Consider the following 13,941-nt stretch of genomic DNA (forward strand, 5'->3'; position numbering starts at 1 on the left):
GGGTGAACTGGACCGTCGACGTACCGATCGATCGCCTGCCGGAACTGCCGCCGCTGCCCACCGAGTTACGCAGGCGGTTGGACGAGGCGCTGGAACGCCCCGCGCTCCAGCAGCCGTCGTGGGATCCGGGGCAGGCGGCGCAGATGCGCACCGTGCTGGAGAGCGTGCCGCCGATCTGCGTGCCCGCCGAGGTCGAGGAGCTGCGCGAGCAGCTGGCCGAGGTGGCCCGCGGCGAGGCGTTCCTGATGCAGGGCGGCGACTGCGCCGAGACGTTCGCCGACAACACCGAGCCGCACATCCGCGGCAACATCCGCACCCTGTTGCAGATGGCGGTCGTGCTCACCTACGGCGCGAGCCTGCCGGTGGTCAAGGTGGCCCGCATCGCCGGCCAGTACGCGAAACCGCGTTCCTCCGACACCGATTCGCTCGGCCTCAAGTCCTACCGCGGTGACATGGTCAACGCGCTGGTCGCCGACGCCGCGCTGCGCGAGCACGACCCGTCCCGGCTGGTGCGCGCCTACGCCAACGCCAGCGCCGCGATGAACCTGGTGCGCGCGCTGACCGGCGCAGGCATGGCCGACCTGCACAAGGTGCACGACTGGAACCGTGACTTCGTCGCCAAGTCGCCCGCCGGTGCCCGGTACGAGGCGCTGGCCGAGGAGATCGACCGCGGTCTCGCGTTCATGACCGCCTGCCGGGTGAACGACCCGAGCCTGAAGCAGGCCCGCATCTACGCCAGCCACGAGGCCCTCGTGCTCGACTACGAGCGCGCCATGCTGCGCCTGAGCGAGAACGCCGCGGGCGAGCCGGTGCTCTACGACCTGTCCGCACACTTCCTGTGGATCGGTGAACGGACCAGGCAGCTCGACGGCGCGCACATCGCGCTCGCCGAACTGATCGCCAACCCGATCGGCCTGAAGATCGGCCCGACGACCACGCCCGAGATGGCGGTGGAGTACGTCGAGCGGCTGGACCCGAACAACGAGCCCGGCCGGCTCACCATCGTCTCGCGCATGGGCAACGGCAAGGTCCGCGACGTGCTGCCGCCCATCATCGAGAAGGTGCAGGCCACCGGCCACCAGGTGATCTGGCAGTGCGACCCCATGCACGGCAACACCCACGAGGCGTCCACCGGCTTCAAGACCCGTCACTTCGACCGCATCGTCGACGAGGTGCAGGGGTTCTTCGAGGTGCACCACGCGCTCGGCACCCACCCCGGTGGGCTGCACATCGAGCTCACCGGTGAGGACGTCACCGAGTGTCTCGGTGGCGCGCAGGACATCTCCGACCTGGATCTGTCCGGTCGCTACGAAACCGCCTGCGACCCTCGCTTGAACACCCAGCAGTCGCTGGAACTCGCCTTCCTCGTCGCCGAAATGCTGCGCTGAGCAAGGGGTTTCGGATCGGCTGAGCCGTTCAACGGTTGTCCCGGAAGTGATTCCGGGATCACATCGCGTCAGTCAGTGTGCCCCGCTCAAGGCAGGGCAACCAGCGAGACGGTGTTGCCCGACTCGATGTTCGCGCCGACGCCCGGGGTTTGCGAGACGATGAGTGAACTGTCGCTCGCCACAAGCTGTTTCACCTCTACCTGGACACCGAGGGATTGCAGCTTGGCTCGGGCGTTGGCGACGGTCCAGCCGCGCACATCGGGCATCTTCAGCGCGTTGGAGACCAGCAGGGCGACGCCGTCACCGGATTGGATGGTCGTGCCCGCGACCGGGTCGGTGCCGATGGCCTTGTCCGCCTCGATGCTCCGATCGAACTGAGACCTGGTCTCGCGCACCGCGATACCGGCAGCGGTGAGGATCTTCGTGGCCTCGTCGGCCGACTTGCCGCGCACGTCGGGCACCTTCACCGGCTGGGAGCCCTTGCTGCGGTACACCTTTACCTGCGCGCCCATCGGCAGGACAACGCCGGGACCGGGATCGGTCTTGGCGAGCGTTCCCTTCGGCGCGGTATTGCCGACCTCACCGGAGTCGACCGGCTGCAACCCCGCATCGCGAATCAGCTGATTCACCTTCGTGATCGGATCACCCGGCTGTACGTCGGGCACTTTCGGCTTGCCGTTGGAGATCAGGACCGCGACGGTCGAACCCTTGGTGACCCGTGATCCCGCCGACGGGTCGCTGCCGACCACGCCGCCGACCGGCACCACATCGGACGCCTTCTGCCGAAGCTCGGTCTCGAACCCGGCATCCCGCAGCGCCGCGATCGCCCGGTCGGAATCCATTCCGGCGATCGCCGGAACAGGGGAGTATCGGCCGACGCCGAGCCACCAGCCGCCGACACCGACGACCAGCGTGAGAATCGCCACAATGGCCACCCATGCGTACGTCGTGCGGCGCGACCTGCTGCGATCGGGCGCATAGGCCTGATACGGCGAGGCTGCGTGCTGCTGACGCACCGGCTGCTCGTCGTAGCCGTCGGGCGGACCGTAATCCACTCGCGGCCGCGGCGCGGTGACCACCTTCGTGTGCTGCACCGTCGGCGGCGTGTAGGGCTCCGGCGCGGGCATCGCCGCGGCCTGCTGCGGGGGCGGCGTGGCCACCTTGTAGCTCGCGCTCAAATGCTCGGCCGACTCCTGCGGCGCGGGCACCCGATACGGCGGCAGGTTCAGCTTCGCGCCGATGTGCCGCAGCGCGGCCGCCATCTCGTTCGCGTCGGCGAACCGGTGCGCGGGCTCGCGCGCGGTGGCCTTCGCGACCAGCTCGTCGAACTCCGGTGGCACACCCGAGATGAACCGGCTCGGGCTGGGCACGTCGTTCTCGATCCGCTGATACGCCACCGACAGCGAGGTATCGCCGGTGAACGGCACCTTCCCGGTGAGCAGCTCGAAGATCAGCACGCCGAACGAGTACACGTCACTGCGCGCGTCGGCCGTGCCGGTGGTCACCTGTTCGGGGGACAGGTACGCCGCAGTGCCGAGAATCACGCTGGCCGATGTCGTATTGGCCGCCGCGACCGCGCGAACCAGGCCGAAATCGGCGATCTTCACCTCACCCGCATCGGAGATCAGCACGTTCTCCGGCTTCACGTCCCGGTGCACCAGCCCCGCCGAATGCGCAACACCGATCGCGGCGAGCACCGGCTCCGCCACCGCGCGCACCGCATGCGGCGGCATCGGGCCGCGCTCGCGCAGCAACTCGCGCAGCGTGCCGCCCTCGACCAACTCCATGATCAGGAACGGATACTCGCCGTCGACACCCTGGTCGTATACCGCGACCAGCGACGAATGCTTCAGCTTGGCGACCGCGCGGGCCTCGAACTCGAAACGCGACAGGAACTGCGGGTCACCGGCGAACTTCGGGTCCATCACCTTGATGGCCACCGGCCGGTCCAGGCGGGTGTCGACGCCCCGGAAGACCATCGACATGCCGCCGCGGGCGATCGGCGCATCGATCCGATAGCGCCCTTCCAGCATCTGGCCGATCAATTGATGTCCTCCGGCTTTCACAAAGTTCTCACCCCTCGCGGTTCGTCCCACAAGCGATCGACCGCCCCGTGCGGCCCTCACGATGGTATCGACCAAACGCACCCGGGTGTCTCACGACTTGCTGCGAGCGACCGTCTACCGTTATCCGCGTGAGTGCATTTCCCTGCAGTGATGATGTCCTTCCGGAGTCCGTGGCACTGCTGCCGCTGCCCGAGGTGGCCGACAGACTCGGGCTCGTGGTGACCCGCGTCCATCAGATGCTGCGCGACCACCAACTACTCGCCGTCCGCCGCGACGGCGTCGTCAGCGTCCCCGAACGATTCTTCGACGACGAAGGGGTGGTCAGGTTCCTGCCCGGCCTGATCACCGTGATGAAGGACGCCAAATACACCGACGAGGAGATTCTGGAATGGATCTTCACCGAGGACGACAGTCTTCCCGGTACGCCGGTCGACGCGTTGCACGGGCCGCTGGCGCGTGAGGTCATCCGCCGCGCCGCCGCCGACCCGTTCTGAGTAAGCCGCGCACAGAAAACAGAGTCATATGGTCGCTGAACGATCCAGACCAGCGACCATATGACTCTGGTGGTTTACGCGCCCCCTCCGGGTAGCAGCCGCGAAGTGCCGTGCGGCCACGCGGAGGCGGTGGTGGCGGGGGACTACGGCGCGGTGGCTGAAGATGGCGTAGTCGGCGGCTTCGATGCGGTCGAGGATGTTTGCGTAGAGGACGGCGGCGGTGCGGATGGCCGGGCGGACGCGGGGTTCGAGTAGATCTATGCCGGGTTCGGCGTTGCGGTAGATGTCGCGGTTGACCGCGATGAGGTGGGCCAGGGCCCGGCGGACTCGGGGGTCGGTGCGTCGGGTGTGGCGGCAGTGCACGAGTAGCTCGTGGTCCACGCCGAAGGCGGCGAGCTCGTCGGCGGGGAGGTAGACCCGGCCGCGGTCGAGGTCTTCGGCTACGTCGCGCAGGAAGTTGGTGAGCTGGAACGCTTCGCCGAGGGCGGCGGCGGGCGGTTCGGCTTCGGCGATCGGGCACACGGTACCGAGGACGGGTAGCACCTGGAGGCCGATGGCGGCTGCTGAGCCGGTCATGTATTCGTGCAGGTCGGTCATGGTGGCGTAGCGGTCGCGGAAGTGTGCGGTGCCGGGGACGTCCATCCGCATGGAGTCCAGGAACGTCCAGAAGTGCTGTGCGCCTATGTCGTAGCGGTGGATGGTGTCGGCGACGGCGAGCAGGATCGTGGAGCGCGGGCGTCGATCCTTGGTTGTCGGTGCCGAACTCTGCCAAATCTCTTGCGGCCCAGCGGTATCGTTTTGCGCCGTGCTTCGCGGCAGATCTAGCGGCCCAGCAGCTCCGTGATCGGGCACACCGGCTTCCAACGCGATCCGCAGCTGCTTCTCGATCAGATCGAGCTCACCGGCCGGACCGTGCTCGGGTAGTTCGGGCTCCCGAACATCCCCCGGATAACGCTGTGCGACATCGGTTTCCGCATGGTCGACGATGTCGTCCACCATCCTGGCGAACGCATACAGCGCATGCACCGCCGGCCGACGTTCGGCCGACAGTAACCGTGTTGCCAGAAAGTAGGTCCGCCCGTGCTCAGCCGCGATCCGCTTGCACTCCCGATACGCGTGCGCGAGCTCGGTGGTGTGTCGGCCCGCTGCGTGCGGCCCGCCGCGAATCATGACCGTGCGTGCGTGGCCGGGTCGATGCTCGGCGGTGTGGCCCGCAACCGCAGCGGGTCGACCTTGCGCAGCGACATCGCGGCCACCACGGCGGCGAAGGTCGCCAGGGCGACGTGCATGAAGCTGTACAACCCGATCGAGCCGTCCGGTTGGAACACCAGCATCAGCCAGGTACACAAGCCGACCAGCACCATCAATGTCGTGGTGGAGAGCGCGAATCCGGCGGCGAGCGCCAGCGGCCACGAGTAGTACCAGGGCAGCGCGGCGGGGGAGAGGATGACGATTCCGACGAACGCGATCAGGATGCCGAACACGGCCTCGCGCTCGCTGTGCCGGAACCGCCACCAGGCCCAGACGAGCACGGCGACCAGGGCGACCGCGCAGATGCCCCTGGTCACCACGAGGACCTTCCCCGAGTCGAACGAGGTCACCCAGCCGACCGCGTGCATCATGATCGTCGGCAGCGACAGCCAGTTGATGATCTTCTTCGACCCGGACAGCGCGGTGAGCCAGCCGATGCCGACGCCCGCGATGGCCGAGGCGGCCGCGAAGACCAGGGCGAACACGGTGAGCCCGAGCCCGGCGATCTTGGCGAACATCAGCGCGGGGTGGGGCATGTCCTCGGTGGGTTTCGCCGCGTCGTGCGGTTTCTCGCTCTCCGGCAGGTGCTCCGGGTCGCGCCCGGCGCGCTGCGCGGCCCGCTTCTCGCGTTCGTGCAGCATCCAGATCCACACCAGGAACGGCAGCGCGATGCCTGCCGTCGCCTTGATCGCCACCCCGATGGCGACCACCACGATGCCCGCCACATGGTGGCGTTCGAGCACCAGCGCGATGCCCGCGCACATCAGCCCGACCATCAGCATCTCGTTGTGCACACCGCCGAACAGGTGGATCAGCACCAGCGGGTTGAGCACGGCGAGCCACAGTGCGACCGTCGGCTTGCCGCCGAGGTGCTTGGTCAGATAGGGCACCGCCCACATCATCAGCGCGAGGCCGGGCAGCATCACCAGCCGCATCGCGATGGTGCCCGCGACCACGTTGTCACCGGTGATCGTGGTGATGCCGCGGCCGAGCAGCAGGAAGATCGGGCCGTACGGCGCGGTGGTGAGTTTCCACACCGGGCTGACGTTGTCGAGCAGCACGCCGGGGTTCTTCACCGGTGCGTCGACGTAGGGGTCGTAACCGTCGCGCAGCAGCGCGCCCTGCGCCAGATACGAGTAGACGTCCTGGCTGAACATGGGCACCGCGAACAGCAGCGGGGTGATCCAGATGCCCACGATCGCGCGTAACTCGTTGAGCGTCACACCCGCATCAAGCCGGTCGCCTTTGCCGATCGTGGTGCGGCCGAGCCGCACCCACGCGGTGATCATCAGCAGCACACCGATCCAGATCACGATGGTCGACAGCGCGTACCCGTGGCCGAACCGTAGCCAGGACAGGTGCAGCGCCTCGAGAATCGGGTCGCGCTTGCGCGTGCTGCCCGCGCCGAAGCCACCGAAGGTGATCATGATCGCGCCGTAGAAGCCGAGCATCGCGGCGTGCCCCTCGGGGCTGCGCAGGAAGACGGCGACCGTGCGCATCCACGACCGCACACCTGGTGGCTCGGCGGTGGCCGATTCGCGCTTCGCTGCGGTGCTGGGTGCTCGGCCGGTGATTTGTGTCAATGTGGCCTCTGCGGCGCGCGTTTCGGGGGATGCCATCTGGTGTCGGTCCCCCGAATGGTCAGCGGTCGCAACCGCGAGTGAATAGGTCGGCGCCTAGTTTACGGCGTCGCCGGGAACACTATCTCGCTGGTACGCGCGGTTTCATCTCGAGCAGGACGCGTATCGCCGGTAATACGGGTTGCCGCCAGTTTTCCGGACAGCACCGCAGTCGGCACCCCGACGCCCGGCGTGGTGCCGCAACCAGCGATAACTACGTTGTCGCTGGTGCGCGGAAAATTGCGCGAGCGAAATGGCCCGGTCTGCCGGAACAGGTGCGCCGCGGAGAACGGAGTACCGGCCAACATGCCCTGGTCACGCCAGGTCTGTGGGGTGTCGAGATGGTCGACGGTGAATTGTGTGGCAATACCGTCGTAACCCCGTCTTTCCAGTTCGTCGAGCAGCTCACGCAGGTACGCCGGGCCGATTCGAGGCCAGTCCAAGGGCGCGGCATCCAGGTTCGGGCAGGGCGCCAGCAACGAGAACGGTTCGTGTTGTCCGTCGGCCCGGCTGATGTAGAGGCCGGGGTCGGTGAGCGCGGGGCGGGTCAGCAGCAACGACGGGTCGCTCATCAGCCGGCCCCGCCGCCCCGCGATCTCGGCGAAGGTCTGGTCCCACGCCGCCCCGAACTCGATGGTGTGGTGGGCCTGGACCGGCCAGGTGCGTGCGATCTCGGCGGGTACCGTGCCGTGCGCGACGACCGCGGAGGGTGCCGCGCGTAACCCGCGGCGGCGGCGCACGCCGTAGCGGTCGATGGAGCCGAGGTCGACGGTCAGCACCAGGGCATCGCAGTCGAAGGCGCGGCCGTCCGCGGTGCGCACCCGCTCGGCCCGCCGACCGGCGTAGTCCACCGTGGTCACCTCGGTGCCCAGTTCCAGCGTGCCGCCCGCCGCGGTGAACGCCTCGGCCATTGCCACCGCGATGGCCCGCATCCCGCCCTCGGGGTAGTAGACACCGAGCGAGGTGTCCATGTGCGGGATCGCGCCGTACACCGCGAGCGCCTGCGCGGGCGGCAGTCCGGCGTAGAGCGCCTGGAAGGTGAACAGTCGCGCCAGACGCGGGTCGACCAGGAACCGGCTCACCTTGGGCCCGAGCCTGCCGAACCCGCCGAGGCGCACCAAAGCCGCCAGCGCCCTGCGCTTTTCGGGCACCCGCAGCATGTCCAGCGGTGAATCGAAGTTGGTGTCCATGAACGCGGCGAACTCGGCCGCGTAGATCCGCGCCAACCAGTCGCGTAGTCGCCGGTAGCGCCGCGCCTCCGCAGGGCCGCACGCCAGCGCGACCTCCTCGGCCATGGCGTCGGGGTCGGCGAACACCCGCAGCGTCGCGCCGTCGGCGAACTTGGCGTGATAGCTCGGCGCCAGCTGATGGATGCGCAGCGCTGGCTTGCAGGTCTGCGGCGTCCGCCCGACCGCGGCCAGCGCGTCGGTGATCAGCTCGGGCAGCGTCAACACGGTTGCGCCGGAATCGATCTCGTAGTCCGGACCCCGGTAGCGCCCGACCCGTCCGCCCGGATGGTCGGCCCGCTCCAGCAGCGTGACCGTGCGTCCCGCGCCGGTGAGATACAGCGCGGCGGAGAGTCCGGCCAGCCCGGCGCCGACCACGACAACGCGATCCGTGGGCCCAGCAACGGTTTTCACCGAATGGGTGGTGCGCTGCCGGTCACGATCGGGTGTGACGATCGGCATGCCCCGGACGAGCAGGGGAAGATCGGCCTCGCGTCGTCGGGTCGCGCGAGCTCTTTGTGCGGTCTCGGGCCTTCCCGGCTCGCGAGAACCATGAGCGCCACCGTCTTTCATAAAGTTCTCCTCTTCACGCACGCAGCGGGTCGACGCCGGCACCGAGCCGGGTTACCCAGTCGGCCGGTCGCGCAACCACTTTCAGGCGGTGCGTTTGGTCGCCGCCAAAGCCATGGCGCGCAGCCGCTCCTTCGCGGCCGGTGTCGCCGTGCTGGTTTCGATGGCGGCCAGTCCGGCGTCGGTGAGCTCGGTGATCCGGCGCTCCACCTCGTCCACGGCACCGAGGTCGGTGATGACGGCGCGCAGCCGCGCCACCTCCTCGGGTGCCAGATCGGTGCCGATGCTGGTGCGCAGCAGCTTCGCCGCGGCCGGGTCGGCCTCGTCGGCCCTGGCCAGCGCCTCGGCGAGCAGCACGGTGCGTTTGCCCTCGCGCAGGTCGTCGCCGGACGGTTTGCCGGTGACGGCGGGATCGCCGAACACCCCGAGCAGGTCGTCGCGCAGCTGGAAGGCGATGCCGATGTCGGTGCCGAAGGTGCGGTAGGCCTCGACCAGGCCCTGGTCCGCGTCGGCGATGGCCGCGCCGAGGTGCAGCGGGCGTTCGACGGTGTAGGCGGCGGTCTTGTACCGGTTGATCCGCAGCGCGGCCTCGACCGATTCGTCGGCGCCCGCCTCACCGTGGATGTCGAGGAGCTGGCCACCGAGCACCTCGGTGCGCATGCCCGCCCACACCGGCGCGAACCGGGCGATCGCCGCAGGGTCGAGCCCGGAGGCGTGCACCATGTCGTCGGCCCAGGCCAGCGCCAGGTCACCGACCAGGATCGCGACGCTGGCGCCGAAGTGCGCGGAGTCGCCTGCCCAGGCGCGGTCGCGGTGGCGCTGCTCGAAGTCGACGTGCACCGTCGGGAAGCGGCGGCGGGTCCGCGAGGAGTCGATGATGTCGTCGTGGATCAGCGCGCAGGCCTGGACGAGTTCCAGTGCCGAGCACGCGGTCAGCACTGCGTCCGCGTCCGGTCCGCCTGCGTCGCCGCCCGCGCCGAGCCAGCCGGTCCAGGCAAACGCGGGCCTGGTGCGCTTGCCGCCGCGCAGCACGAACAGCTCCAGGGCGTCCGCAGCCTCCACGAAGACCGGGCCCAGCTGCTCGACCAGGTCGCGCCGGGTGGCGAAGAACCTGGTCAGCGCGTCTTCCACGGCGGCGACGAAGGCCGGCGTACCCGGCTGGGGCGCGACGAGCTCCGCCGCGGAGGTGCGGTGAGGCGTCTGAGTACCGGATCCGGCGGACAGGGGAGCCTCCAAGGTCGTGCGGTCGTGGACGCGTGGTGCCCGGGCACTGCCTGTCGCGTCCCGGTGCGGTCTGGTCCGAAGAATACGCGTACTCGTCGGTACGACCCGTGAGGGCCACCGGCGGTCACCACTACACTGAATCAGTGACTTTCGACAATGCGCGGGGACGCTCGACCCCAGGCCGTCCGCCCCGGACGCACCCGAACGTCTCTGGAACACCGTCGGTTGTACAGAGTCTGCGGGCCCACGCCGGTGCGGCGGTGCCGTTCTCGGTCGAGTTCAATCCGCCTCGCGATGCCGCTGCGGAGGCTCGGCTGTGGCGTGCGGTACGCCAGTTCGAGCGGATGCATCCCGCGTTCGTCTCGATGACCTACGGCGCGGGCGGGTCCACCCGCGACCGCACCGTGCGGGTCACCGGTGAGCTGGCCCAGGAGACCACGCTGCTGCCGGTGGCGCACCTGACCGCCGTCGAGCACAGCCTCGGCGAGCTGCGCTCGCTGGTCGGCTCCTACGCCGATTCGGGCATCCGCAACATCCTGGTGCTGCGCGGCGACCCGCCCGGCGACCCGCTCGGCGAATGGCAGCAGCACCCCGAGGGTGTCGCCTACGCCGAGGAGCTGGTGCGCATCGTGCGTGATCTCGGCGACTTCCACGTCGGTGTCGCCTCGTTCCCGCAGGGCCACCATCGTTCGCCGGACCTGGACTCCGATACTGCTTTCCTGGCCGCGAAACTGCGTGCGGGCGCGGAGTATTCGATCACCCAGATGTTCTTCGACGTCGAGCACTATCTGCGACTGCGCGACCGGATCGCGAAGTTCGACCCGATCGAGGGCGCCAAGCCGATCATCCCCGAGCTGATGCCGATCACCTCGCTGCGCACGGTGGCGCGGGCCGAAGAACTCTGCGGCCGTGCACTGCCCGCCGCGGTCCTCGACCGGCTGAACAAGGCCGCGGGCGACGCACCCGACGACAACCAGGCCGCGGTGCGCGAGGTCGGCATCGAGATCGCCACCGAGATGGCGCAGCGGCTCATCGACGAGGGTGCGCCCTGCCTGCACTTCATCACCCTGAACTTCGCCAAGGCGACCACCGAGGTGCTCACCAACCTCGGTTACGGCGTCACCGCCGCCCCTATCAGCGCCTGACCGCCGCACATCTTCTGATTACCCGCACCGGAAATCGCATGCGATCCGGTATGCGGGAAATCGGCAGGTGTGGTTTACCAGCCGGGGTTGCCAGCGAGGGGGACGTTGACGTAGCTGGGCGCCGACGGATCCAGTTGCAGGTGTTGGGGTTTGAGCTCGGTGGCGTCCAGCATGGGGCGGATGGGCAGGCCCTTCGGGTAGTTGCCCGCGAAGATGTCGATCCGAAGCCGGTGTCCCGGTTGCAGGATCGCGTCGGTGGGGGCGAGCCCGAGGTCGAGTTGGGTGGGCTGGCCCGGGACCATGGGCTGCCGGGCGGCCAGCGACAGCACCGGGAACGGGTCGGTGTAGGCCCCGTCGGGGGAGCGGCGGCTCTTGCCGTCGTCGATGGCGCGCATCGAGGACAGCAGCTGCCCGGTCGTCAGCGTGACCGAACGGCCGTCGGGGGCAACATCGTTCAGCGTCGCGGTCCAGTAGCCGTCGGTGGCGTCGTGCACCGTGTTGAGGTGTACCGCGATCGGCCCGGAGATCGTGGTCGGCTCGGCCACCGGCGGGCTGGTGAAGGTGAGCCCGCTGATCTCCTGCACCCTGGCGTCTTTGCCGCAGCCGGAGAAGACGAGGATGCCCGCGGTGCCCTGCACCGCGTCGGTCGAGCACAGACTGGCCAGACCGGGCGCGACGGTGAGGCGAGTGGTCTCCGAAGTCGGCGCCGCCGTCAGCGTTCCGTCGTGCGCGCTGATGGCCGAGGTGCCGCTCGGTGCCGCGGACAGATACAGCCGCCGGTGCTCGGCCTCGGCGCGCGGGAACTGCTCGGTGCTGGTCCAGCCCGCGCCCTGTTGCCACAGCGTCACCGGGCCGTATCCGTCGATGCCGTTGTCGATTCCCTTGAGCCACTTGTCGAACCAGGCGCGCTGCAACACATCGATCCGTGGCGGTTCGCCGTGGCGGCCGCGCATATCGAAGCCGGTGTTCACGTGGTAGCTGTTGCCCATGATCAGCTGCTTCTGCCCCGGCGGCAGCGGAATATCCTGGTAGATCCGGGGTTCCCCGTTGGCGAAGTTGTCGTGCCAGCCGCCGATCACCATCGTCGGCACGCTGATGCGTTCGGGATGTCCGAGCCACGCCTGACGGATCGGGCTGTCCGGGTCGAGGACTCGCTGCAGCTGTGGCGGTACCGCGTCGAACGAATCGGTGCTCATCGTCTGGATTCCGACGTCCATGAACGACGTCGGGCTGGCCAGCCGGTCGGTCAGCCATTGCATGTCGAACTTGCCCTGCAGCAGCGACATCAGGTCGGGCAGGAACTTGGCCACGTTCACCGCGAGCAGGTAGGGCAGCAGGATGCCGATGGCCGCGCCGCCCGGCGCGATCATGTCGCGCACCAGATCATTGCCCGGCACCACCGGGACGATGGCTTTCAGTGCGGGCGGCTGCTTTTCGGCGGCCTGCACCTGGTTGATCCCGGAGTACGAGGCACCGGTCATCCCGATGTTGCCATCCGACCAGGACTGCGCCGCGGCCCACGCGATCACCTCCGGGGTGTCCTGCTGGTCCTTCGGCCCCCACGGCTCCCAGATCCCCTGGGAGAAGCCGGTTCCGCGGACATCCACGACGACCTGGGTGTAGCCACTGCGAATCAGGTTGGGGTCCACCGCGAACGCCCGCCCGAACCCGCCGCCGGCCACCCGCGTCGCATCCGTCAGCGCCTCCAACGGTGTCCCCGGCAGCTCGAAGTCCCGCAGGAACCCGACCACGGCGTCGGAGAGCATCGGCACGGACAGCGCCGTCTGCGCGATCATCGACAACAACTTGGTGTAGGGCGTCAGATTGACGATCGTCGGCAGCGGCGTCGTGATCGGACCGTTCGCATCCGCCGGGCGATACACATTCCCCTTCAGTACGGTGCCGTCGCTCATGGTGATCGGCACATCCCAGTCGATATGCATCGCAGGATATTGCTGCGGACCGTCGTGCACCGCCGCCCACGCCGCAGCACCCTCGGGCGCGGCGGGAGCGCCGGGCGCCACCAGTACCTGCGAAACCGCAAGCAGCGCAAGCAGGCCGACGCACACCCTGGTCCATCGGCGGGCTGGAGCAATCCTCATTGATATCTCCCTCTCCTGATCCGGCAGAAGAATACATGCACGCCTGTATGTTTCTTCCGGATTGGGGGAAGTATGTCGAGATGACGAAGAACCCCGCCGCAACCTGGGCAATCTGCCGAAGGCGCCGCCTAGCGCCTGCCAGACCCATCCAGTCGGGCAGGCGGCAACGAATATCGGTCGAAGTCCGACTGTCCGGAAGGCCAGAGAGGGTGATCCCGTAGTGCGGAGAACCGCTTTTCGTGTCGTAATGATGATCTCGGCGATCGTGTTGCCGACAGTGTTCCTACCGGTGGCGGGGGCGGAGGCCACCGGGTCGACGAAGGACAAGGGCCTCAGGTACCAGTCCATCCTTGTCCAGATTCCTGGAGTGAAATTTCCAGAGGCCAAGAGCTTGATCAGCCCGAACCAGATGTATTACGTCGGTGAGGCCTCGTGTACCAACGACGATGTGGGGGCGGGGGTTCTCGACGATCTGAACCGTGCGCTCAAGACCTTCTACGTCGAGTTCGGCGACCCGGCGAAGCCGGACGATGTCGTGGGCAGGATTTGGAAAGCCGTGTTCGGGGACAGCACATACACCGACAAGGTGCGCCGTGGCCTCTGCGAGGTTGTCGCCGACGACAAGAAGTACGCGGACTACATCGCCACCGCCGAAAAGATCGTCTCGAGCTATGGCACGACCGTTCGGATCCGACCCGAGTACGTGGGGAACAGCGAGGAGGCGAAGGACAACAGGCTCGACTTCTGGGCCGAAAAGCTGGGTAGGTTCGGCACCGCCCTGAAGCCCTGGCTCCCGATTGATCTCAAGTCGGCATAGCGGATCGGCTGTCGGCGCTACCAATTCGTCTCTTCGCCC

The 13,941-nt window shown here is 68.2% G+C and carries 10 protein-coding genes; 4 read left to right on the plus strand and 6 right to left on the minus strand.

The window, feature by feature from the left end; all coding sequences use genetic code 11:
- Positions 1-2: 2 nt before the first annotated feature.
- The gene (locus DMB37_RS31965; protein ID WP_135235849.1) at positions 3-1,388 is read left to right on the plus strand and encodes a class II 3-deoxy-7-phosphoheptulonate synthase; all 1,386 of its coding nucleotides are present in this window, start codon (positions 3-5) and stop codon (positions 1,386-1,388) included.
- A gap of 86 nt (positions 1,389-1,474) precedes the next feature.
- Here the strand turns inward: DMB37_RS31965 and pknB are convergent, their stop codons facing one another.
- A complete protein-coding gene (gene pknB, locus DMB37_RS31970; RefSeq protein WP_135237943.1) occupies positions 1,475-3,421 on the minus strand; it encodes a Stk1 family PASTA domain-containing Ser/Thr kinase in 1,947 nt (648 codons plus the stop codon).
- 161 nt (positions 3,422-3,582) lie between these two features.
- Here pknB and DMB37_RS31975 point away from each other — a divergent pair, with 161 nt between their 5' ends.
- Positions 3,583-3,948: an Rv2175c family DNA-binding protein gene (locus DMB37_RS31975; RefSeq protein ID WP_107655130.1), complete on the plus strand. Its 366-nt coding sequence runs from the start codon at positions 3,583-3,585 to the stop codon at positions 3,946-3,948.
- A gap of 24 nt (positions 3,949-3,972) precedes the next feature.
- Here the strand turns inward: DMB37_RS31975 and DMB37_RS31980 are convergent, their stop codons facing one another.
- The 4 genes from DMB37_RS31980 to DMB37_RS31995 all read right to left on the minus strand — a co-directional run bounded on the left by DMB37_RS31980 (position 3,973) and on the right by DMB37_RS31995 (position 9,850).
- A complete protein-coding gene (locus DMB37_RS31980) occupies positions 3,973-5,118 on the minus strand; it encodes a phytoene/squalene synthase family protein (RefSeq protein WP_135235850.1) in 1,146 nt (381 codons plus the stop codon).
- Entirely contained in the window at positions 5,115-6,818 is a 1,704-nt protein-coding gene (locus DMB37_RS31985; RefSeq protein WP_135235851.1) for an alpha-(1->6)-mannopyranosyltransferase A, read from the minus strand. The genes DMB37_RS31980 and DMB37_RS31985 overlap by 4 nt, the downstream gene beginning before the upstream one ends.
- Positions 6,819-6,880: 62 nt before the next feature.
- Positions 6,881-8,506, minus strand: a complete 1,626-nt coding sequence (gene crtI, locus DMB37_RS31990) for a phytoene desaturase family protein (protein WP_135235852.1) — start codon at positions 8,504-8,506, stop codon at positions 6,881-6,883.
- Positions 8,507-8,698: 192 nt separating this feature from the next.
- Positions 8,699-9,850 (minus strand): polyprenyl synthetase family protein, encoded by a 1,152-nt coding sequence (locus DMB37_RS31995; protein ID WP_135235853.1) that lies wholly within the window; start codon positions 9,848-9,850, stop codon positions 8,699-8,701.
- Between the two features lie 131 nt (positions 9,851-9,981).
- Between DMB37_RS31995 and DMB37_RS32000 the strand changes: the two genes are divergently transcribed.
- Entirely contained in the window at positions 9,982-10,983 is a 1,002-nt protein-coding gene (locus DMB37_RS32000; protein WP_135235854.1) for a methylenetetrahydrofolate reductase, read from the plus strand.
- Between the two features lie 74 nt (positions 10,984-11,057).
- On the opposite strand, the gene DMB37_RS32005 is transcribed toward DMB37_RS32000, so the two are convergent.
- The gene (locus DMB37_RS32005) at positions 11,058-13,085 is read right to left on the minus strand and encodes a CocE/NonD family hydrolase (RefSeq protein WP_135235855.1); all 2,028 of its coding nucleotides are present in this window, start codon (positions 13,083-13,085) and stop codon (positions 11,058-11,060) included.
- Positions 13,086-13,332: 247 nt separating this feature from the next.
- Here DMB37_RS32005 and DMB37_RS32010 point away from each other — a divergent pair, with 247 nt between their 5' ends.
- Positions 13,333-13,902, plus strand: a complete 570-nt coding sequence (locus DMB37_RS32010; RefSeq protein ID WP_135235856.1) for a hypothetical protein — start codon at positions 13,333-13,335, stop codon at positions 13,900-13,902.
- The last annotated feature ends 39 nt before the right edge of the window (positions 13,903-13,941 follow it).

It is taken from the genome of Nocardia sp. CS682 (assembly GCF_004634405.1).
GTDB lineage: Bacteria > Actinomycetota > Actinomycetes > Mycobacteriales > Mycobacteriaceae > Nocardia > Nocardia ninae.

What these genes read in the sequence shown, in the direction of transcription:
- DMB37_RS32010 (WP_135235856.1), top strand. Translation starts at nt 13,333, where the DNA reads ATGATGATCTCGGCGATCGTGTTGCCGACAGTGTTCCTACCGGTGGCG.
- DMB37_RS32005 (WP_135235855.1), bottom strand. Translation starts at nt 13,085, where the DNA reads ATGAGGATTGCTCCAGCCCGCCGATGGACCAGGGTGTGCGTCGGCCTG.
- crtI (WP_135235852.1), bottom strand. Translation starts at nt 8,506, where the DNA reads ATGCCGATCGTCACACCCGATCGTGACCGGCAGCGCACCACCCATTCG.
- pknB (WP_135237943.1), bottom strand. Translation starts at nt 3,421, where the DNA reads ATGCTGGAAGGGCGCTATCGGATCGATGCGCCGATCGCCCGCGGCGGC.
- DMB37_RS31985 (WP_135235851.1), bottom strand. Translation starts at nt 6,818, where the DNA reads ATGGCATCCCCCGAAACGCGCGCCGCAGAGGCCACATTGACACAAATC.
- DMB37_RS31980 (WP_135235850.1), bottom strand. Translation starts at nt 5,118, where the DNA reads ATGATTCGCGGCGGGCCGCACGCAGCGGGCCGACACACCACCGAGCTC.